Origin of the sequence: Enterobacter sp. CPE_E863, from assembly GCF_046521465.1 — a bacterium.
Lineage (GTDB): Bacteria > Pseudomonadota > Gammaproteobacteria > Enterobacterales > Enterobacteriaceae > Enterobacter > Enterobacter adelaidei.
Genome location: NZ_JBKFZX010000003.1, coordinates 223,279 through 242,804 on the forward strand (window position 1 = coordinate 223,279; position 19,526 = coordinate 242,804).

The 19,526-nt window shown below is 54.8% G+C and carries 20 protein-coding genes and 1 other RNA gene; 15 read left to right on the forward strand and 6 right to left on the reverse strand.

Features of this window, described 5'->3' with window-relative positions; genetic code table 11:
- Positions 1-2 precede the first annotated feature (2 nt).
- The 4 genes from ACLHV8_RS25185 to amtB all read left to right on the forward strand — a co-directional run bounded on the left by ACLHV8_RS25185 (position 3) and on the right by amtB (position 5,433).
- Positions 3-1,775, forward strand: coding sequence for a SmdA family multidrug ABC transporter permease/ATP-binding protein (locus tag ACLHV8_RS25185; RefSeq protein WP_028017632.1), 1,773 nt, complete (start codon positions 3-5; stop codon positions 1,773-1,775).
- Positions 1,768-3,549, forward strand: a complete 1,782-nt coding sequence (locus ACLHV8_RS25190; RefSeq protein ID WP_208594364.1) for a SmdB family multidrug efflux ABC transporter permease/ATP-binding protein — start codon at positions 1,768-1,770, stop codon at positions 3,547-3,549. Before ACLHV8_RS25185 ends, ACLHV8_RS25190 begins: the two co-directional genes overlap by 8 nt.
- Before the next feature lie 220 nt (positions 3,550-3,769).
- Entirely contained in the window at positions 3,770-4,108 is a 339-nt protein-coding gene (gene glnK, locus ACLHV8_RS25195; RefSeq protein WP_008503304.1) for a P-II family nitrogen regulator, read from the forward strand.
- Between the two features lie 35 nt (positions 4,109-4,143).
- A complete protein-coding gene (gene amtB, locus ACLHV8_RS25200; protein WP_028017630.1) occupies positions 4,144-5,433 on the forward strand; it encodes an ammonium transporter AmtB in 1,290 nt (429 codons plus the stop codon).
- Between the two features lie 96 nt (positions 5,434-5,529).
- On the opposite strand, the gene tesB is transcribed toward amtB, so the two are convergent.
- Positions 5,530-6,390 (reverse strand): acyl-CoA thioesterase II, encoded by an 861-nt coding sequence (tesB, locus tag ACLHV8_RS25205; RefSeq protein ID WP_028017629.1) that lies wholly within the window; start codon positions 6,388-6,390, stop codon positions 5,530-5,532.
- A 203-nt stretch (positions 6,391-6,593) separates the two neighbouring features.
- Here tesB and ACLHV8_RS25210 point away from each other — a divergent pair, with 203 nt between their 5' ends.
- Positions 6,594-7,121, forward strand: coding sequence for a YbaY family lipoprotein (locus tag ACLHV8_RS25210; protein ID WP_028017628.1), 528 nt, complete (start codon positions 6,594-6,596; stop codon positions 7,119-7,121).
- A gap of 33 nt (positions 7,122-7,154) precedes the next feature.
- On the opposite strand, the gene ACLHV8_RS25215 is transcribed toward ACLHV8_RS25210, so the two are convergent.
- Positions 7,155-7,466, reverse strand: coding sequence for an MGMT family protein (locus ACLHV8_RS25215; RefSeq protein WP_028017627.1), 312 nt, complete (start codon positions 7,464-7,466; stop codon positions 7,155-7,157).
- 169 nt (positions 7,467-7,635) lie between these two features.
- Between ACLHV8_RS25215 and ffs the strand changes: the two genes are divergently transcribed.
- From ffs to ACLHV8_RS25230, 3 genes are all read left to right on the forward strand, one after another.
- An RNA gene (gene ffs / locus ACLHV8_RS25220) (signal recognition particle sRNA small type) lies at positions 7,636-7,732 on the forward strand.
- A 261-nt stretch (positions 7,733-7,993) separates the two neighbouring features.
- On the forward strand, positions 7,994-8,245 hold the full coding sequence (locus tag ACLHV8_RS25225; RefSeq protein ID WP_208594363.1) for a hypothetical protein: 252 nt from the start codon (positions 7,994-7,996) through the stop codon (positions 8,243-8,245).
- On the forward strand, positions 8,242-8,457 hold the full coding sequence (locus ACLHV8_RS25230; RefSeq protein ID WP_028017625.1) for a hypothetical protein: 216 nt from the start codon (positions 8,242-8,244) through the stop codon (positions 8,455-8,457). Before ACLHV8_RS25225 ends, ACLHV8_RS25230 begins: the two co-directional genes overlap by 4 nt.
- Positions 8,458-8,536: 79 nt before the next feature.
- On the opposite strand, the gene ACLHV8_RS25235 is transcribed toward ACLHV8_RS25230, so the two are convergent.
- Positions 8,537-9,958 (reverse strand): PLP-dependent aminotransferase family protein, encoded by a 1,422-nt coding sequence (locus ACLHV8_RS25235; RefSeq protein ID WP_208594362.1) that lies wholly within the window; start codon positions 9,956-9,958, stop codon positions 8,537-8,539.
- 87 nt (positions 9,959-10,045) lie between these two features.
- On the opposite strand from ACLHV8_RS25235, the gene ACLHV8_RS25240 reads away from it, so the two are divergent.
- The 3 genes from ACLHV8_RS25240 to ACLHV8_RS25250 all read left to right on the forward strand — a co-directional run bounded on the left by ACLHV8_RS25240 (position 10,046) and on the right by ACLHV8_RS25250 (position 14,999).
- A complete protein-coding gene (locus ACLHV8_RS25240) occupies positions 10,046-10,657 on the forward strand; it encodes a YczE/YyaS/YitT family protein (RefSeq protein ID WP_114977951.1) in 612 nt (203 codons plus the stop codon).
- Positions 10,658-10,734: 77 nt separating this feature from the next.
- Positions 10,735-11,805, forward strand: coding sequence for a LacI family DNA-binding transcriptional regulator (locus ACLHV8_RS25245; protein ID WP_208594361.1), 1,071 nt, complete (start codon positions 10,735-10,737; stop codon positions 11,803-11,805).
- Between the two features lie 104 nt (positions 11,806-11,909).
- Complete coding sequence (locus ACLHV8_RS25250) at positions 11,910-14,999, forward strand: beta-galactosidase (RefSeq protein ID WP_208594360.1); 3,090 nt, start codon at positions 11,910-11,912, stop codon at positions 14,997-14,999.
- 39 nt (positions 15,000-15,038) lie between these two features.
- Here ACLHV8_RS25250 and ACLHV8_RS25255 read toward each other — a convergent pair whose 3' ends face one another.
- Positions 15,039-15,866: a nickel/cobalt efflux protein RcnA gene (locus ACLHV8_RS25255; protein ID WP_028017620.1), complete on the reverse strand. Its 828-nt coding sequence runs from the start codon at positions 15,864-15,866 to the stop codon at positions 15,039-15,041.
- A gap of 136 nt (positions 15,867-16,002) precedes the next feature.
- Between ACLHV8_RS25255 and ACLHV8_RS25260 the strand changes: the two genes are divergently transcribed.
- Complete coding sequence (locus ACLHV8_RS25260) at positions 16,003-16,275, forward strand: metal-sensing transcriptional repressor (protein ID WP_028017619.1); 273 nt, start codon at positions 16,003-16,005, stop codon at positions 16,273-16,275.
- On the opposite strand, the gene ACLHV8_RS25265 is transcribed toward ACLHV8_RS25260, so the two are convergent.
- Positions 16,268-17,833, reverse strand: a complete 1,566-nt coding sequence (locus ACLHV8_RS25265; protein WP_208594358.1) for an EAL domain-containing protein — start codon at positions 17,831-17,833, stop codon at positions 16,268-16,270. The two genes, ACLHV8_RS25260 and ACLHV8_RS25265, sit on opposite strands and share 8 nt — an antisense overlap.
- A 221-nt stretch (positions 17,834-18,054) precedes the next feature.
- On the opposite strand from ACLHV8_RS25265, the gene ACLHV8_RS25270 reads away from it, so the two are divergent.
- Positions 18,055-18,315: a type B 50S ribosomal protein L31 gene (locus ACLHV8_RS25270; protein WP_010428154.1), complete on the forward strand. Its 261-nt coding sequence runs from the start codon at positions 18,055-18,057 to the stop codon at positions 18,313-18,315.
- Positions 18,316-18,317: 2 nt separating this feature from the next.
- Positions 18,318-18,458, forward strand: a complete 141-nt coding sequence (ykgO, locus tag ACLHV8_RS25275; protein WP_003859006.1) for a type B 50S ribosomal protein L36 — start codon at positions 18,318-18,320, stop codon at positions 18,456-18,458.
- Here ykgO and ACLHV8_RS25280 read toward each other — a convergent pair.
- Positions 18,455-19,165 (reverse strand): GNAT family N-acetyltransferase, encoded by a 711-nt coding sequence (locus ACLHV8_RS25280; protein WP_128348591.1) that lies wholly within the window; start codon positions 19,163-19,165, stop codon positions 18,455-18,457. The two genes, ykgO and ACLHV8_RS25280, sit on opposite strands and share 4 nt — an antisense overlap.
- 101 nt (positions 19,166-19,266) lie before the next feature.
- On the opposite strand from ACLHV8_RS25280, the gene ACLHV8_RS25285 reads away from it, so the two are divergent.
- Positions 19,267-19,526: GntR family transcriptional regulator (locus ACLHV8_RS25285; protein WP_410392155.1), on the forward strand; the 260-nt coding region annotated here is incomplete at its 3' end.

Below are 19,526 nucleotides of genomic sequence, written 5' to 3' on the forward strand. Positions count from 1 at the left end.
GCGTGCGATTATTTGCCCAATTAAGCTGGTACTTTCGTCGGGAGTGGCAACGCTACCTCGGTGCAGTAGCCCTGCTTATTATCATTGCCATTCTGCAGCTGATCCCGCCGAAGGTGGTGGGCTACGTCGTGGATGGCGTCACCGAACAGCATTACACCACCGCACGGGTGTTGATGTGGGTTGGCACGCTTGTGCTGACGGCCGTCATTGTCTATCTGCTGCGCTACGTCTGGCGCGTGCTCCTTTTTGGCGCTTCCTATCAGCTGGCCGTTGAGCTGCGTGAAGATTTTTACCGCCAGCTGAGCCGACAACACCCAGAGTTTTATCTGCGACATCGCACCGGGGATCTCATCGCACGCGCGACAAACGACGTCGATCGTGTGGTGTTCGCCGCAGGAGAAGGGGTGTTAACGCTGGTGGATTCTCTGGTCATGGGGTGCGCGGTCCTGATTGTGATGTCGACCCAGATCAGCTGGCAGCTCACCCTGCTGGCATTGTTGCCGATGCCGCTGATGGCACTGGCGATCAACCGTTTTGGTGAGCAACTGCATGAGCGCTTTAAGCTGGCGCAGGCGGCGTTCTCTTCACTGAACGACCGTACGCAGGAGAGTATGACCAGCATCCGTATGATTAAAGCCTTTGGTCTGGAGGACCGGCAATCAGCACTGTTTGCCGCCGATGCCGCAGACACGGGGGCGAAGAACATGCGCGTCGCGCGAATTGATGCGCGTTTTGACCCGACAATCTATGTCGCGATCGGTATGGCAAACCTGCTGGCTATTGGTGGGGGGAGCTGGATGGTGGTACAGGGCTCGTTAACCCTGGGACAATTGACCAGCTTTGCGATGTACCTGGGGCTGATGATTTGGCCGATGCTGGCATTGGCCTGGATGTTTAACATCGTGGAGCGCGGCAGCGCCGCCTACAGCCGTATTCGCGCCATGCTGGCCGAAGCACCGGTGGTGAATGACGGCAACCAAGCCGTACCGGAAGGGCGCGGTGTCATAAATGTTGACGTCCGTAAGTTTGTTTATCCGCAAACGGAACATCCGGTACTGGAGAACGTTAGTTTTACGCTCAAGCCTGGTCAGATGTTGGGCATTTGTGGCCCAACAGGTTCTGGCAAAAGTACCGTGCTCTCACTGATTCAGCGCCACTTTGACGTCACGCAGGGCGATATTCGCTTCCATGATATTCCCCTGACGCAACTGCTGCTGGACGACTGGCGAGGTCGTCTGGCGGTCGTCAGCCAGACGCCGTTTTTATTTTCGGACACGGTAGCAAACAATATCGCCCTCGGACGCCCGTCGGCGACGCAGGAAGAGATTGAACATGTGGCGCGTTTAGCCAGCGTACATGATGATATTTTGCGTCTGCCGCAGGGCTACGAAACGGAGGTCGGGGAACGTGGCGTCATGTTGTCCGGAGGACAAAAGCAGCGAATCTCAATTGCCCGCGCGCTGCTTCTCAATGCCGAAATCCTGATTCTGGATGATGCGCTTTCCGCTGTGGATGGGCGTACCGAGCACCAGATCCTGCATAACCTGCGCCAGTGGGGCGACGGACGTACGGTGATTATCAGTGCCCACCGTTTGTCGGCGTTGGCGGAAGCCAGCGAAATTTTAGTGTTGCAGCATGGGCACATTGCCCAGCGCGGGCAGCATGAAAAACTGGCTGAGCAATCGGGCTGGTATCGCGACATGTATCGTTATCAACAGCTTGAAGCGGCGCTGGATGATGCCCCGGAGCAGGATACGGAGGCCGCTAATGCGTAAATTTGGCTCGATGTGGCCGACGCTAAAACGTCTGCTGGCCTACGGTTCACCGTGGCGAAAACCGCTGTCTGTTGCCGTGCTGTTGCTCTGGATTGCGGCGATTGCTGAAGTCAGCGGTCCACTGCTTATTAGCTATTTCATCGACAATATGGTTGCCAAAAGCTACCTGCCTCTGGGGCTGGTGGCGGGCCTGGGTGTGGCTTACGTTGGCTTACAGCTGACGGCGGCGGGGCTTCATTATGCCCAGTCGTTGCTGTTTAACCGTGCAGCCGTGGGGGTCGTGCAGCAGTTGCGTACTGATGTCATGGACGCTGCGCTGCGCCAGCCGCTCAGCGAGTTTGATACCCAGCCAGTCGGGCAGGTGATTTCGCGCGTGACCAACGATACGGAGGTGATCCGCGATCTGTACGTCACCGTGGTGGCAACCGTCCTGCGCAGCGCGGCGCTGATTGGCGCGATGCTGGTGGCGATGTTCAGCCTCGACTGGCGTATGGCACTGGTGGCGATCACCATCTTCCCGGCGGTGTTGATTGTGATGGTTATCTATCAACGTTACAGCACACCCATTGTGCGTCGGGTGCGAGCCTATCTGGCCGATATTAATGATGGCTTCAATGAAGTGATCAACGGCATGAGCGTCATCCAGCAGTTCCGCCAGCAGGCACGTTTTGGCGAGCGGATGGGCGAAGCCAGTCGTTCACACTATATGGCGCGTATGCAGACGCTGCGGCTTGACGGTTTCCTGTTACGCCCGCTGTTGAGCCTCTTCTCCGCGCTGGTGCTCTGTGGTCTGCTCATGCTGTTTGGCCTGACCACTCACGGAACCATTGAGGTTGGGGTCCTGTATGCTTTTATCAGCTACCTTGGCCGCCTTAACGAACCGTTGATTGAGCTTACGACACAGCAGTCGATGCTCCAGCAGGCCGTCGTGGCAGGGGAGCGAGTGTTCGAGTTGATGGACAGACCACGTCAGACCTACGGCAACGATGACCGCGCGCTGCAAAGCGGGGCCATTGCCTTTGATAACGTCTCGTTTGCTTATCGCGAAGACCGGCTGGTATTGCAGGACATCACGCTGGATGTCCCGTCGCGGGGCTTTGTTGCGCTGGTGGGGCATACCGGCAGCGGTAAGAGTACGCTCGCAAGCCTGTTGATGGGTTACTACCCGCTAAGCCAAGGTGAAATTCGCCTCGACGGACGCCCGCTCGCGTCTCTCAACCATAATGTGTTACGTAAAGGCGTTGCAATGGTGCAGCAGGATCCGGTCGTGATGGCGGATACCTTCTACGCCAACGTGACGCTGGGTCGGGACTATACCCATGAACAGGTCTGGGAGGTGCTGGAGAAAGTGCAACTGGCAGAGTTGGCTCGTGGGTTCAGCGACGGGATCAATACGAAGCTGGGTGAGCAGGGGAACAATCTCTCTGTTGGGCAAAAACAGCTTCTGGCGCTGGCGCGGGTACTGATTGAAACGCCGCAAATTTTGATTCTGGACGAAGCAACGGCCAGTATTGATTCCGGTACCGAACAAGCTATCCAGCAGGCACTTGCCGCCGTGCGTGACCATACGACGCTGGTGGTAATTGCCCACCGCCTTTCCACGATTGTTGAGGCGGATACTATTCTGGTGCTGCACCGTGGACAAGCCGTTGAGCGCGGTACACACCGGGAGTTGCTGGAAGCAAAAGGGCGCTACTGGCAGATGTACCAGTTGCAACTGGCAGGCGAAGAGCTGGCTGCCAGCGTGCGCGAGGAAGAGTCACTGAGCGCCTGACGCACCAAAATGAGGCGGCGCACTAACAGTCATTCCTGTTGGTGCAAAACTGAAACGCACCGTGCACCGGCATGGTGCGTTTTTTTTCACCCGTTTGTTGATCAAGGCCGCGTAACGCTCCTTGCACCGCGATTCACCCTGTTTTTCATTTCTGGCACACCCCTTGCAATATCCTCTGCGTTAGCTGCGGCCATTACCGAATTCTGACTGGAGGGGATCTATGAAGCTGGTTACGGTTGTAATCAAACCATTCAAACTCGAAGACGTGCGTGAAGCGTTGTCTTCAATGGGTATTCAGGGACTGACTGTCACCGAAGTGAAAGGCTTTGGTCGTCAGAAAGGTCATGCCGAGCTTTATCGCGGGGCGGAATACAGCGTTAACTTCCTGCCAAAAGTAAAAATTGATGTCGCGATTGCTGATGACCAGCTTGATGAAGTCATCGATGTGATCAGCAAAGCGGCCTACACCGGCAAAATTGGCGACGGCAAAATTTTCGTTGCCGAACTGCAGCGCGTCATTCGCATCCGTACCGGCGAATCTGACGAAGCGGCACTGTAAGTAACTCCTGGCACACAGTGATAGGGATCGAGAAAATGAAGATAGCAACACTTAAAACGGGTCTGGGTTCGCTGGCACTGCTGCCGGGCCTGGCGCTGGCTGCTGCTCCTGCGGTGGCAGACAAAGCCGATAACGCCTTTATGATGATCAGCACCGCGCTGGTGCTGTTCATGTCAATTCCGGGCATTGCGCTGTTCTACGGTGGCCTGATCCGTGGCAAAAACGTTCTCTCCATGCTGACGCAGGTTGCCGTGACGTTTGCACTGGTCTGCGTGCTATGGGTGGTTTACGGTTACTCGCTGGCCTTCGGCACCGGCAACGCCTTCTTTGGCAACTTCGATTGGGTGATGCTGAAAAATATTGAGCTGACCGCGCTGATGGGCAGCTTCTACCAGTACATCCATGTTGCTTTCCAGGGCTCGTTCGCCTGTATTACCGTGGGGCTGATTGTGGGCGCGCTGGCTGAACGTATTCGCTTCTCTGCGGTGCTGATTTTTGTCGTGGTCTGGCTGACGCTCTCCTATGTGCCAATTGCACACATGGTCTGGGGCGGTGGTCTGCTGGCAACGCACGGTGCGCTGGACTTCGCGGGCGGTACCGTTGTACACATCAACGCCGCGGTAGCGGGTCTGGTAGGGGCCTACCTGATTGGCAAACGTGTTGGCTTCGGTAAAGAGGCGTTCAAACCGCACAACCTGCCGATGGTCTTTACGGGTACTGCGATCCTCTACTTTGGCTGGTTCGGCTTCAACGCCGGTTCGGCAAGTGCCGCGAACGAAATTGCTGCACTGGCTTTCGTGAACACTGTAGTGGCTACGGCGGGTGCAATCCTCTCCTGGGTATTTGGTGAGTGGGCGGTGCGCGGTAAACCTTCCCTGCTGGGTGCCTGTTCAGGGGCGATTGCCGGTCTGGTTGGCATCACGCCAGCGTGTGGTTATGTAGGTGTAGGCGGTGCGCTGCTGGTCGGCCTGGTGTCCGGTCTGGCGGGTCTGTGGGGCGTGACTGCACTGAAACGTATTCTGCGCGTTGATGACCCTTGCGATGTGTTTGGTGTACACGGCGTGTGCGGCATCATCGGTTGTATCATGACAGGTATCTTCGCCGCGAAATCTCTCGGTGGCGTGGGTTATGCAGAAGGCGTCACCATGGCTCATCAGCTGCTGGTACAGCTGGAAAGTATTGCTATCACCGTTGTGTGGTCTGCTGTAGTGGCCTTCATTGGCTATAAACTGGCGGACATGACGGTTGGTCTGCGCGTACCGGAAGAGCAGGAGCGCGAAGGTCTGGACGTCAACAGCCACGGCGAGAATGCGTATAACGCGTAATAAACAGCAAAACGGCAACCTCAGGTTGCCGTTTTTAGTGTGTATTCCCTCTCCCCGTGGGAGAGGGTCAGGGTGAGGGCATCAGGCCGCACATAATCACCCGCGATTACGCATCACCCCTTCCTGTACCGTCGAGGCCACCAGCACGCCATCCTGGGTATAAAACTCCCCACGTACAAACCCGCGCGCGCTTGACGCTGACGTACTCTCCACGCTGTAGAGCAACCACTCATTCATGTTGAAAGGACGGTGGAACCACATGGAGTGATCAATCGTCGCAACCTGCATCCCTTTTTCCAGGAACCCGACGCCGTGCGGCTGCAGCGCCACCGGCAGGAAGTTGAAATCAGACGCATAACCCAGCAAATACTGATGAACGCGGAAGTCTTCTGGCACATTACCGTTAGCCCGGATCCAGACCTGGCGCGTCGGCTCGGCGGTGTGACCTTTCATCGGGTTATGGAACTCGACGGGACGGATCTCAAGCGGCTTGTCACAGAGGAACTTCTCTTTGACCTGCGGTGGAAGCAGATGCGCCAGCGCGCGGGCGATGTCTGTTTCAGATTTCAGCTCGTCGGGTACCGGGGCCGGAGGCATCGCCTTCTGGTGCTCATATCCGGTTTCAGGTGCCTGGAAAGAGGCGGTCATGTAAAAGATTGGCTTACCGTTCTGAATGGCTGCTACGCGGCGCGCGCTGAAACTGTTGCCATCTCGCAAGACTTCGACGTCATAAACAATCGGTTTTGCGCTATCGCCAGGGCGTAAGAAGTAGCTGTGGAATGAATGCACCAGACGGTCTGCCGGGACAGTCTCCTTTGCAGCGTACAGCGCTTGTCCAACGACTTGCCCGCCGAAGACCTGGCGTAAGCCCAAATCTTCGCTCTGTCCGCGAAAGAGTCCTTCCTCAATTTTTTCCAGATTCAGTAATGTCAGCAGATTGTTCAGTGCCTGACTCATAGTTGTCCTCAATAAACGCCGTAGCGAAAGATAGGCAGAGTATAACGCAGAAATGAAAGTGGTCCGATGGGTAGAATAATCTGAATATCGGGACGATCTCAGGCATTAATCAGTGATCTGTGCCACACTTGAATACGTTATGTGATTGAAACGACATCGGATGGGATCGATCCCGCTGGTGCATTGATGATAAGGAGACTTCAATGAAACTCGTGCCCATGCTAAGTGGTGTAGCTATTGCGGTGGCGTTGTCCGCCTGTGCCGGTAAGAGCGCCCAGGTGCCAGTGCCAGCAGCAGACCCAAACGGGATTAATACCCTTTCTCAGCAATCCATTCAGCAGCCTAACGTTTCCGGTACCATCTGGATTAAACAGAAAGTGGCCTTACCGCCGGATGCGGTGTTAACGGTAACCCTGTCTGATGCTTCTCTGGCAGACGCGCCGTCGAAAGTGCTGGCGCAGCGTGCCGTCCGTACTGAAGGTAAGCAAGCACCGTTTAGCTTCGTGTTGCCGTACAACCCATCAGACGTGCAGCCTAATGCCCGTATCCTGCTGAGCGCTGCGGTAACCATTAACGGTAAGCTGGTCTTTATCACCGATACGGTCCAGGAAGCGATTAACAACGGTGGGACCAAAGTTGACCTGAACCTGGTGCCGGTGCAGCAGACCGAAGTCCCGGTTGCTCCGCAGACCAATCAGCCTTCCCTGCCAACCCCACCGACGCAGATGTAATTTCTGCATTGCCCCTCTCCTTCGGGAGAGGGGTCAATATACCCAGCGATACTTCTGTAAATCGATCTGCCCTGACCCCGACACCTGCACACCTTCTGAGAGTAATGCCTGACGTTGACGCTGGAGATCCGGACCCGTCAGCGAGATGACACCATGACGGTTCACCACCCGGTGCCAGGGCAACGTACTGCCTTCCGGCAGTCGTTTCAGGACACCGCCCACCTGCCGCGCTGCACGCGGGGAGCCCGCCAGACGCGCGACATCACCATAGGTGGTAACATAGCCTTCCGGAACAGAGGCCACGATTTGCCATACACGCTGTGGAAATGAGTCGTGTTCGTCCATACGTTCACCTGCGGGATTTACTGGACAGTCATGTTAAACGAAGATCGTCAGGATTGCTGCGCCAGTTTGCGCAAGAAACCAGCATCCGGTTCCTGGCAGCTTGCAATTGGGCGTTAGCACAGGGATAATGCGCCAGCGCGTTGGTTATCAACGCTCTCAATGGGGGCTCTGTTGGTTCTCCCGCAACGCTACTCTGTTCACCAGGTCAGGTCCGGAAGGAAGCAGCCAGGGCAGACGACGTGTGTGCCGGGATGTAGCTGGCAGGGCCCCCACCCATTTGTGGCTCCGCAAGACTTACCCTGCTTCTCCTTCCCCTTAAACGGTTAGTCCACAATATTAGTACGCCTATATCGTGTAATATATATTTCATTGTATTGAAATATTATTGTCATAAACCTGTAATAATAGACTGTCATTTTATCATTGGATGTCTATTTTCTTCCATAACTCAAAAAAATATATATCTGGATAACATTGTTAACTTCGTGTATTAAATAAAACACTTATTCCGAAGGGAAGTGACAAACATGGCTACTGCGGTATTAAACGTTAAAATTGATGGCACGCTAAAAGAAAGACTTCGTCACTATGCGGAAGTGAATAACGAGAATTTAAGCGTGACGACAGAGAAACTGCTGCTGCTGGCATTTGAAGCAGTAGAAGAGGCGGGAGTATCGGAAGAGGATATTGATAATCAGCATACGGAAGAAGAGAGTGTTTCTCCTTTTACTCCTAAAGAAATCAAAGCTCTACGTAAACTTCTGAAGAAGAGAAAATGAAACAACAACTGTCTACTGCCAGTGACTACAAAGAGGCCTGCGATTTGTTGCGTTCAGGCTACGTGAAGCATGTACGTCTTGGCTGGAATGTCGGTAGTGATGAGTTCTTTCGTATTGCGTCTGACTGGTGCGATACCGGCGCAAAAATAAAGAAAGACGGTGAAAACTTCGTTATTTCACTGAAAGGCTTTCCTATTCCTCCTCAGCACTAAATCCTGACAGGTGAAAACTGCTGACTGCATGTATTACAGTCAGCAGTTTTTATTTTATGATCAACTTCAAGTTTTTATATTACACCAGACTGCGTTTTACTGATGGCGCGTTTTTATTCAGGGAGAGCCAGAGTGGCTTAATCCTCAGTAAAGCCTGTTCAAGCTCTGTCGGTTCGAGCGAAAAAGGCATACGTAAATAGCGATCAAACGCCCCCGATAAGCCAAACCGTGTACCGGTCCCCAGGTTGATCCCTAGTATTTCCGCTCGTGCGGCTAGCTGTGTTGCCTGCATACCAGGCAGTTCGATCCAGTATGAGAGTCCACCTTCCGCTTCATGAAATTTCCATTCCGGGAAATGTTCGCGCAACAGTTCACCGCATCGATCGCGTCGTTCTGCCAGCATCTTGCGACGAGCGGGCAGAAAACGATCGCTATTGTCGATAAGCCACAGTGTCGCCAGCTGCTCCAGCAGCTGTGAGCCTAAATCCAGGGTATCTCGCGTCTGAGCAAGTGTCGCGATGGTGCGCGAAGAGGCGCGGATCCAGCCTAGACGCAGTCCTCCCCAGAAACTTTTTCCGGCAGAACCTAGCGTGATTACGTTGGCTTGCGGGTTAAACGATGCCAGCGGCGGCGGCGGCGGTGAGTCAAACCAGAGATCGACCATCGTTTCATCCACCACCAGCGCCGTGCGGGTTTGCGCGGCGATATCGGTTATTGCCTGACGGGTCGCGATATCCATACATCGCCCGGTCGGGTTATGAAAGTCTGGCATCAGATACGCCAGACGAGGCGCCGTCTGGGCAAGCGTTGCCGCAAAGCCATTCGTATCCCAGCCGGTTTCCGGCAGTGAGACCCCCACGGGCCGACACTGTGCCCCCTTAATGGCGGCAATCGCCAGCGGATAGGTGGGATGATCGACCACGACACGATCCCCCGGCCCGGTCATCATCCGCAGTACCAGCGCAAAACCACTGACGGCACCATTAACCACCATCACCTCGTCCGCCCTGGTCGGAAGACCACGCGCGGTATAGCGTGCAGCGATGGCTTCCCGCAGTGACGGCAGCCCAAGCTGATCGTAACCCGTCAGCGAGAGATGCTGGGTAATGGCCGTGAGCGCATGGGTATAAGCCTGGTGGATCTCTGGCCCGGCATTGAGCGCGGCAGTGGAGAGATCCAGCGCGGCGCTTGCCGCTGAAAGTGTTGGAACGGCGCGCGTATCCGGGAGGATCACGCGCGATCCGCTTCCGTGGCGGCTTTCGAGGTATCCCTCTTCGCGCAGATGGGCGAGGGCGCTGCTGATAGTCGTCCGGCTCACATCCAGCGCGGTGGCCAGTTCCCGTTCGCCTGGTAGCCGCGTATTCAGTGCCAGTCTGCCATCAAGGATTAACAGACGCAGCGCGTCGGCCAGCTGACGCCAGAGTGGGGTGCGGGATGAGGTTTGCTGCCAGTGGCCTAAAAGACGTACCAGAGACTGGCTTCCGAAGCGACGTGATGACATATGCAGTCCACTATTTGAAAACTGGACATTAATCATAGTGCCATTTTAGGTCAGGATGAAAGTCTGGTTCACTGGAGAAGATAAAAAATGGTACGTCGTCTGCTACAACTTTATGTTGGTTTAGGGCTGTATGGGCTTTCAACCGCGATGTTTATTCGTTCTGATCTGGGTGTTGATCCATGGGATGTTTTCCACCTTGGAGTAGGGATACAACTGGGGATGACTATCGGGACGGTGATCATTGTGACCGGCGCTGCGGTGCTGCTGCTGTGGATCCCCCTGCGTCAGATGCCGGGTCTTGGCACAATCAGTAACGTGATTTGTATCGGTCTGGCGGCGGACGCCAGCATGGCGCTTATCCCGGAACTTGATTCCTTATCTATTCGAATCGCTTTTCTGGTGTCGGGCATCGTGATGAACGCGATTGCGACCAGCATGTACATCGGTGCGGGTTTCGGGCCTGGCCCACGCGATGGTCTGATGACGGGTATTCATGCTCGTATGGGGTGGTCAATTCGCAGCGTGCGTACGTCAATTGAAGTGTCTGTTCTGCTGATTGGGTGCGTGCTTGGCGGCACTTTTGGTGTGGGAACCGTCTTGTATGCCCTGACCATTGGCCCGCTTATCCAGCTCTGTCTGCCCTGGTTCCGCCAGAAGCCGCGCATTGAGAAAGTACCTCAGCCGGAACGGGTTGTTTAATTTTGCGAAGCGCTCACATGCTTTAACGGCGTCGCTGTGCCAGAATAGAAGCTTCTAAAATTGCGACGCCAGAATGCATGAAAGCAATCACTCTCTATGATGTTGCCCTCCTTGCGGGGGTTTCTTATCAGACCGTGTCCCGCGTCATTAACGATGCGGAACATGTCTCTGCCCGTACGCGGGAAAAGGTGCAGCAGGCGATGGCGGAGCTGCACTACGTTCCTAACCTTCGGGCACAGCAGCTGGCGGGTAAACGCATCCGTACGCTGGGCTTCATCACTACCGACCTGGCCCTGCACGCGCCTTCGCAAATTGTGTCGGCGGTAAAATTGCGTGCGTCGGAACAGGGGGCGAGCGTCCTTATTTCCATGGTTGAGCAACCGCAGCAGTGTCAGAGCGCACTTCAGGCGTTGCTGGCGCAGCGCGTGGAAGCGCTACTGGTGAATGTTCCGCTTGACGATCGTCTCGCTGAACAGCTCAGGGCGCTGGCGTCACCCGTCCCGGTGCTGTTCATTGATGTATCCCCTGCAGCGCAGGTGAACAGCCTGGTGTTTAATGCCGCGCAGGGGGCACGTCTGGGCGTTGAGCATTTACTTTCATTAGGGCATCAACGCATTGCCCTGCTGAGCGGACCGGAAAGCTCGGTTTCTGCGCGGGCGCGTCTGGCGGGTTGGAAAGCTACGCTGGCAGAGGCTGGCCTTGAACCCATCGCGTTGGCATACGGTGACTGGAGTGCGGCTTGTGGATATGAGAAAGGACATCTGCTGTTATCGGCGGTGGAATTACCTGATGCCATTCTGGTAGCGAACGATCAAATGGCGCTCGGAGTAATGCGTGCCTGCGCAGAAAAGGGGATATCCATTCCCGGCCAGATATCCGTGGTTGGATTTGACGATACCGCAGACAGCGCCTGGTTTTCCCCGCCGCTGACAACCGTTCGCCAGGCGTTTCGTGAGGCGGGAGAGCAAAGTGTGGAGTGGCTGCTGGCGCCCACTCAGGGAGAAGAGTGCTGGCAGGTTCAGTTGCCTGTTACGCTGGTGACTCGTCATTCCAGCGCGCGCCGTGTGCCGCAGCAGGCAGAATATGAGGATCTCGCGCAGCAGCTCAGAAGCCTGGCGCTACGGGCTGAACAACTTGCCCGTAAATAAGACTTTTGTGATCTGACTCGCTACCCCACGATCGAACACTTTACCGTAACCCAGTGGCAGGGCATGTTAAGCAAAATTGTGAGCGCTTCGCAAAAGAGGTTGATATGCCCAACACACTATCGCTGACTCTCAGCGCAATTCTGGCCCGTCGGGACTGGGAAAACCCAGGGGTAACCCAGTGGAACCGCCTGGCCGCACACGCGCCGTTACACAGTTGGCATCATGAACAACCTGCCCGGGATGATGCCGCATCTCTCAGCAAACGCTCCCTTAACGGGGAATGGCAATTTAGCTACTTTCCAGCGCCGGAGCAGGTTCCCCAAAAATGGGTGACAGAAGATTGCGCGGATGCTGTCACGATGCCCGTACCGTCTAACTGGCAGATGCAGGGTTTTGACACCCCCATCTACACCAACGTCACTTATCCAATACCTGTTAACCCACCTTTCGTTCCACAGGAAAACCCGACCGGTTGTTATTCGCTCACATTTGAAGTGGATGACGCCTGGCTGCAGAGCGGGCAAACCCGGATTATCTTTGACGGCGTGAACTCGGCGTTTCATCTGTGGTGCAACGGGCAGTGGATGGGGTATTCACAGGACAGCCGACTCCCCGCCGAATTTGATCTCTCGGCGGTATTACGCCCCGGACAAAACCGGTTGGCCGTTATGGTATTGCGCTGGTGCGACGGGAGTTATCTGGAAGATCAGGACATGTGGCGCATGAGCGGCATTTTCCGCGATGTGTCGTTGCTGCATAAACCCGAGACGCATATAGCTGATTATCAGGTGGCGACAGACCTGAACGCAGAGTTGGACCGCGCAGTGCTGAAGGTCGACGTCCAACTGGCAGGCGCTGGTTTTGCAGACTGCGAGGTGGCCTTTACCCTGTGGCGTAAGGGGGAAAAATGCGTCAGCGCAACCCAGTGCCCCGGGTCTGCTATTGTGGACGAGCGCGGCAGCTGGGCCGAGCGTTTAACGGTAGCCATTCCCGTTGATGCCCCGGCGTTATGGAGTGCTGAAACGCCGGAGCTGTATCGCCTGACGATCGCGCTTCGGGATGCGCAGGGCAACGTGCTGGAGATTGAAGCCTGCGATGTTGGCTTCCGCCGCGTTGAAATCAGCAACGGTCTGCTGAAACTCAACGGTAAAGCGCTGCTGATCCGCGGGGTAAACCGGCATGAACATCATCCGGAAAATGGCCAGGTGATGGACGAAGCGACGATGCGGCGCGATATCGAAATCATGAAGCAGCACAACTTCAACGCTGTGCGCTGCTCGCACTACCCAAACCATCCGCTGTGGTACACGTTATGCGACCGCTACGGGCTATATGTCATTGACGAAGCTAATATCGAAACCCATGGCATGGTGCCGATGAGTCGCCTCGCAGACGATCCGCGCTGGTTGCCTGCTATGAGCGAGCGTGTGACCCGCATGGTGCAGCGCGATCGTAATCATCCCTCAATTATCATTTGGTCGCTGGGCAATGAGTCCGGGCACGGTGCAAACCACGACGCACTGTATCGCTGGGTGAAATCCACGGATCCAACGCGCCCGGTACAGTATGAAGGTGGCGGCGCGAACACAGCCGCGACCGATATTGTTTGCCCGATGTACGCCCGGGTCGATCAGGACCAGCCTTTCCCTGCTGTACCCAAATGGTCAATCAAGAAATGGATCGGCATGCCGGATGAAACGCGTCCGCTGATCCTCTGCGAATATGCCCACGCGATGGGGAACAGCTTCGGTGGGTTCGCGAAATACTGGCAGGCGTTTCGCAGCCATCCTCGCCTGCAGGGTGGCTTTGTCTGGGACTGGGTCGATCAGGCCCTGACGAAAAAAGATCAAAATGGCAACACGTTCTGGGCGTACGGCGGGGACTTTGGCGATAAACCGAATGACCGTCAGTTCTGCCTGAATGGTCTGGTGTTTCCCGATCGCACGCCACATCCGGCGCTGTATGAGGCGCAGCGTGCGCAGCAGTTTTTCACGTTTACGTGGGTGAGTTCGTCACCGCGGGTGATTGCGGTGCGAAGCGACTATCTGTTCCGCCATACCGATAACGAAGTGCTGAAATGGACGATTGCCCGGGATGGGAACGTACTGGACGCGGGCGAGGTCACACTCGCTGTTGCTCCTGGAGAGACTCAGCATGTGGAAATCGATCTTCCGGAGATCAAGCCAGAACCGGGTGAAGTTTGGCTGAATGTCGAAGTATTTCAGCCGCGGGCAACACCGTGGTCACCGGCAGATCATCGCTGCGCGTGGGAACAGTGGCCGCTTCCGGCTCCGCTGTTTATCTCTCCGCCAGCTCCCGCGGGTGTGGCTCCTGTTTTGACGCAAAACGATCGTATGCTTGAAATCACGCATCAGCAACAACGCTGGCAGTTCGACCGCCAGTCCGGGAACCTGACGCAATGGTGGCGTAATGGTGTTGAAACGCTGATTTCACCTGTGACGGATAACTTCAGCCGTGCACCGCTGGACAATGACATTGGTGTGAGTGAGGCGACGCGGATCGATCCGAATGCCTGGGTTGAGCGCTGGAAAGCGGCGGGTATGTACGATCTTACTTCGCGCGTTCTGCAGTGTGGCTCAGAGCAGCACGCGGGTGAGGTGGTGGTCACCACCCTGCATGCCCTGGAGTTTCACGGCAAAGCGCTGTTCCTGAGTCGTAAAATCTGGCGGGTGGATGACCGGGGCGTGCTGCACGGTGACATTCAGGTCGATATTGCGTCTGATATCCCGGAACCCGCGCGGATTGGCCTGAGCGTTCACCTCGTCGAAACGCCGGAAAACGTTCACTGGCTGGGGCTGGGACCGCACGAAAACTACCCGGACAGAAAGCTGGCGGCCCAGCAGGGGCGCTGGACACTACCACTGGAGGCGATGCACACACCGTATATTTTCCCTACAGAAAATGGTTTGCGCTGCGATACCCGTGAAGTTGTGCTGGGAAGGCACCAGTTAAAGGGTCGGTTCCATTTCTCCGCGAGCCGCTACAGCCAACAGCAGCTGCGTGAGACAACCCACCATCATTTGTTGCGTGAGGAGCCTGGTTGCTGGCTCAATCTCGATGCGTTCCATATGGGCGTGGGCGGCGACGATTCCTGGAGCCCCAGCGTCTCACCGGAATTCATTCTGCAGAGGCGCCAGCTTCGCTATACCTTCAGCTGGCAGCAGAACTCTTAACTGACCATGAAGATGCGGCCACAGAGCGTGGCCGCAGTCTTACGCCAGAATGCCGCTCAGGCCATGCAGGCTCATGTAAATCCCTACTATGGTAATCAGCGCAGCGGAGATCCATGGCGCTTTACGGGAGAATTCGCTAAACCCGGGCCAGCGTTTGGTCGCGTGCTTGAGGCTTAAGGCGGCAATTGCGCCGGAAGCCACCAGCGTGATCGCCAGGCCAATGCTGAAACTGAACACCAGCGTTGCGCCGAGGGCAAAATGCTTCAGCTGCAGGCAGATCAGCAGGACAGTTATTGATGCTGGGCAGGGGATAAGCCCCCCGGTCAGGCCAAACATCGCGATCTGCCCGGTGGTGACGTTTTGACCGTTGAAACGTCGGTTAATATCCTGTGCGTGTGCCCGTTGATGGGCGTCCTGCCACTCCTCCTCAACCAGTTGATGTCCATGGTGGTGATGCTCATGATGGTGGTCATGGTCATGGTCATGGTCATGGTCATGGTGGTGATCGTGATGATGATCGTGCGGCTGACTCTCTTTCCAGGTTCGCCAGGCCATCCACAAGGCGATTGCTATGATCAATACCCCGGAGATCAGCTGGAACCAGGGTTCGGACGTGTGTGCATCCCATCCCTGACCAAACCATAAACCAGCCATGGCAATGATCCAGACCACCGCCGTGTGGGAAAGTGTTGCCGACAGACCGAGCATCACAGCCTGTTTCATCGTACCGCGGATTGCCACGATAAAGGCGGCCATCATCGTTTTTGAGTGGCCCGGTTCGAGGCCATGCAGCGCGCCGAGCAGGATAGCGCTGGGGACAAACAGCCAGGCGTTGCCCTGTTGCAGGAGTGAAGCAAAATCGTTCATCGAAGATTCCGGAATGGAAAGCGAGATCAAATACTACTCCCCCCCAGTAGATTAATACTACCCCCCAGTAGAAAAATACTCAGGGGGAGTAGAGCGTGATATGCTTTAAACGTCAAAAAAGAGAAGGGATCACCAGATGTCACATACCGTTCGCGACAAGAAAATGTTATTGACTCGCCTGAAGAAAATTCAGGGGCAGAGTAACGCCCTGGAGAAAATGCTGGACAGTGATCACGAATGTGCCGAGGTGCTACAACAGCTGGCGGCGATCCGTGGAGCGGTTAACGGCATGATGATGCAGGTGATCGAAGGGCATTTAACCGATCACGTGGTGAAAGAGCCCGAAGAAGCAAAGCGTGAAGCCGATCTTGGCGTGGTGTTACAGGTGATCAAATCCTACCTTAAGTAGAATGCATCCTGAGGTTATTTTCAGCCCAAAAAATAAATTCTGCTTTTGGCAGTGCCTTACTGTAGTACCATCCCTGACCATACTGCACCCCGTGGCGGTGCAGCCATGCGAGCTGCCCAGCTGTCTCAATCCCTTCCGCAACCATCGCCAGCTTCAGCGATTTCGCTATTTCAATAATGTGCGGGGTGACGTTTTTGTACTCCAGTGCATCCACAAACGATTTATCAATTTTTAGCGTATCGACATCAAGATCCTGCAGATAGCTCAGGCTGGAATAGCCAGTACCAAAATCATCAATATAGATAGAGTGCCCTGAACGACGGAAGGCGGCGATGGCTGGCGCGCTGATTTTAGGGTCGGCAAAGCCACGTTCGGTTAACTCAAGGGCGATTTGTTTCGGATGGACTGCCCACTTATTCAGTAATTGACCCAGCAGTGGTGGCAGATCGCCGGAGGTCAAATCCGCAGGCGCGAGGTTGATGGAGATATGCTGTTCCTCGTGAAGGTGCAGCCAGTTGCCCATATCTTCGAATACTTTTTCGATAACTAACTGGGTCAGCTGCGAGATGAGCCCGGTTTGCTCAGCAAGTGGAACAAAAATATCTGGCGCGAGAATGCTCCCGTCTGGCTGAGGCCAGCGTGCCAGCGCCTCAGCACCCACAATTTTTCCGCTACAGAGTGCCACAATGGGTTGATAGTGAATCACAATGTCGCGGCTGTTAATGGCGTCAAGCAGGCGATTGCGCGGCGACTGGATACGGCGCAATACGCGCAAGACGAAGAACGCGGCAAGCAGGCTTATCAGTATGCCGAAAGGTAGCCAGAAAATAAGCTGCTGGTGCCAGGTTTCAGCCAGTGGCTTGAGTGCAGCCCAGGCCACGATCGTAAACCCTAACTCAGGCACCGGCTTCATGATGTACATTGACCCGTTGTACTGAATGCTGGTGACCTTCTGACCCATAACCATGTTACGGATATGCGGATCAAGTTTGTTACTTCTGGCAAAAATGAGATGTGTTTTATGCCCCACCAGGGAGGCATTGATCGTGAGCTGACTGAAAGGGATTACATCGACAAGCGAGGCGGGATCAATCAGTACAAGGTAATGGCCTTTCCCCATGACAGCCATATAGCGGTTAAAGCCGAGATCGTTTTGTGTGGTTAGCCATGTGCTGTAACCATCTTCTGTAATACGCATCGGAGGGGGAAAAGAGACCGCTTTGCTGGTTTGCTCCAGGGAGGAGCAGAGGGGCTTAAGATTGTCGACATAGATAACTTCCTGGACATAACGCCACGAGAAAGCGGACCGGCGCATTTCCATTAAATGCGTAGGGCTACAGGGGACTCCCTTAAAGGCCTGCAAATGATTTAGCGCCTCTTTTGCCTGCTCCATAACCATGTCAGTACGTACCAGTACACGTGAGGCATACCTGTCCAGCGCATCGACAAATTTTTCTTCCGCCTGGCGGTGCGCCAGCCAGATGCTAAGGCAAATGGGGATCAACACAGAAAAGATAAGTACACCAGTCACCAGACTGACCATATGCCGGGTTTTCATGCTGTCGTTTCCTTCCTCATATGCCCGTTCCTGGGTACAGAGTTCCCTGCCTGAAGAGAAAGATTTTACCGCGAAATGATGTAGTTATAGCACGTGTGTAGCCTGGTTTTCATTTTATCTAAGGCAAATCAGAAAATAGCATCAGGATAGAGGGGGGTTGTTATTTCATCAGAGCTTCGATATCATTTTGTTATGTTATAACAAAACAAGAAGAGCTTACGATGAAACCAGATATCCATCCCGCCTATCGCACCGTGGTTTTCCACGATACCAGTGCCAATGAGTACTTTAAAGTTGGCTCGACCATAAAGACCGACCGCGAAATTGAACTCGACGGTGAAACCTATCCCTACATCACTATTGAGGTCTCTTCAAAATCGCATCCGTTCTATACCGGCAAGCAGAAAACGTTCTCTACGGATGGCAGCGCGGCACGCTTCCGCAAGCGTTTTGGTGGTTTTCTTAATGCGAAGCGGGGCTAACTATGCAGGTACTTAACTCATTACGTAGTGCGAAACAGCGTCACCCGGATTGCCAGATAGTCAAACGCAAGGGACGCTTATATGTGATTTGCAAATCTAACCCGCGCTTTAAGGCGGTTCAGGGACGTAAAAAAAGACGCTAGATGCGTGTTTCTCGCCAACTTTCCAGGGATCTTTTCTGTTTGCCATCGGCAGTAAAATTGTCGATGGCAAGCCACCCTTCAAAGGCCTTCGCCAGCGCCGGCCACTCTTTGTCGAGTATCGAAAACCAGTCGGTATCCCGGTTATGACCTTTTGTGACCAGCGCCTGGCGAAAACGCCCCTCAAACTGAAAACCAAGACGCAGTGCCGCTTTGCGCGAAGGTTCGTTCAGACTGTTACATTTCCACTCATAACGGCGGTAGCCAAGAGTATCGAACACGTACTGCATCAGCAGATATTGCGCTTCTGTTGACTCTGGCGTGCGGCTTAACAGTGGGGAGAAATGAACGTGTCCCACTTCCACTACACCGTTTTTAGGATCGATCCGCATCAGGGCCAGTGTTCCGACAGGAGACTCTGTGTGGTTATTAATTACGGTAAAGTGAATGGGATCGGATAATTCACACACGCTCGCCACCCACCCGGCAAACTCACCCGCCGAGGCATCTGGCTCCCGTAGCAGCCATGTCCAGCTGCGGGTATCTTCGGCCCGGGAATAAGCGTTGAACAGTGCGTCGGCATGCTCCACTCGCAGAGGCTCAAGCCGACAATAGCGCCCCTGAAGGACGACCCGAGACGGGTGCTGACGAGGTTGCCAGTCGATAAGAGGTTCACCCACTGGCTGACCAAACTGATTGAATGTCTTCATCTTAATGTCCGTGACGTTGAAAAGAGTTCCAGACTAGTGAGTTACTGGTTCCATAAAAAGAACCACTCGGCTATGTTTTGGTGGTACCAGGCGGAGGTGAGATGAATATACCCGGTGATGAATTTTATACGTTGCTCAATGCTGCTCTGAAAGCGCGTGGTGAGGAGACGCTTCAACGTACGCTCTATCTAACATTGCGGGAGGCCATACTGTGCGGCAGGTTACAGTCTGGCTGCCAGCTTGCGGGTTCGCGGACGCTGGCTCGTCAACTTTCTCTTTCGCGGAACACCGTGAATGCAGCGCTGGATCAGCTCACGCTCGAAGGATATTTACTGCGTAACCGACAGGGAACGCGTGTGGC

Bases quoted from the DNA above. Each gene is read 5' to 3' on its own strand.
- ACLHV8_RS25190 (WP_208594364.1), top strand. From the start codon at position 1,768: ATGCGTAAATTTGGCTCGATGTGGCCGACGCTAAAACGTCTGCTGGCC.
- glnK (WP_008503304.1), top strand. From the start codon at position 3,770: ATGAAGCTGGTTACGGTTGTAATCAAACCATTCAAACTCGAAGACGTG.
- amtB (WP_028017630.1), top strand. From the start codon at position 4,144: ATGAAGATAGCAACACTTAAAACGGGTCTGGGTTCGCTGGCACTGCTG.
- tesB (WP_028017629.1), bottom strand. From the start codon at position 6,390: ATGAGTCAGGCACTGAACAATCTGCTGACATTACTGAATCTGGAAAAA.
- ACLHV8_RS25210 (WP_028017628.1), top strand. From the start codon at position 6,594: ATGAAACTCGTGCCCATGCTAAGTGGTGTAGCTATTGCGGTGGCGTTG.
- ACLHV8_RS25215 (WP_028017627.1), bottom strand. From the start codon at position 7,466: ATGGACGAACACGACTCATTTCCACAGCGTGTATGGCAAATCGTGGCC.
- ACLHV8_RS25225 (WP_208594363.1), top strand. From the start codon at position 7,994: ATGGCTACTGCGGTATTAAACGTTAAAATTGATGGCACGCTAAAAGAA.
- ACLHV8_RS25230 (WP_028017625.1), top strand. From the start codon at position 8,242: ATGAAACAACAACTGTCTACTGCCAGTGACTACAAAGAGGCCTGCGAT.
- ACLHV8_RS25235 (WP_208594362.1), bottom strand. From the start codon at position 9,958: ATGTCATCACGTCGCTTCGGAAGCCAGTCTCTGGTACGTCTTTTAGGC.
- ACLHV8_RS25240 (WP_114977951.1), top strand. From the start codon at position 10,046: ATGGTACGTCGTCTGCTACAACTTTATGTTGGTTTAGGGCTGTATGGG.
- ACLHV8_RS25245 (WP_208594361.1), top strand. From the start codon at position 10,735: ATGAAAGCAATCACTCTCTATGATGTTGCCCTCCTTGCGGGGGTTTCT.
- ACLHV8_RS25250 (WP_208594360.1), top strand. From the start codon at position 11,910: ATGCCCAACACACTATCGCTGACTCTCAGCGCAATTCTGGCCCGTCGG.
- ACLHV8_RS25255 (WP_028017620.1), bottom strand. From the start codon at position 15,866: ATGAACGATTTTGCTTCACTCCTGCAACAGGGCAACGCCTGGCTGTTT.
- ACLHV8_RS25260 (WP_028017619.1), top strand. From the start codon at position 16,003: ATGTCACATACCGTTCGCGACAAGAAAATGTTATTGACTCGCCTGAAG.
- ACLHV8_RS25265 (WP_208594358.1), bottom strand. From the start codon at position 17,833: ATGAAAACCCGGCATATGGTCAGTCTGGTGACTGGTGTACTTATCTTT.
- ACLHV8_RS25270 (WP_010428154.1), top strand. From the start codon at position 18,055: ATGAAACCAGATATCCATCCCGCCTATCGCACCGTGGTTTTCCACGAT.
- ykgO (WP_003859006.1), top strand. From the start codon at position 18,318: ATGCAGGTACTTAACTCATTACGTAGTGCGAAACAGCGTCACCCGGAT.
- ACLHV8_RS25280 (WP_128348591.1), bottom strand. From the start codon at position 19,165: ATGAAGACATTCAATCAGTTTGGTCAGCCAGTGGGTGAACCTCTTATC.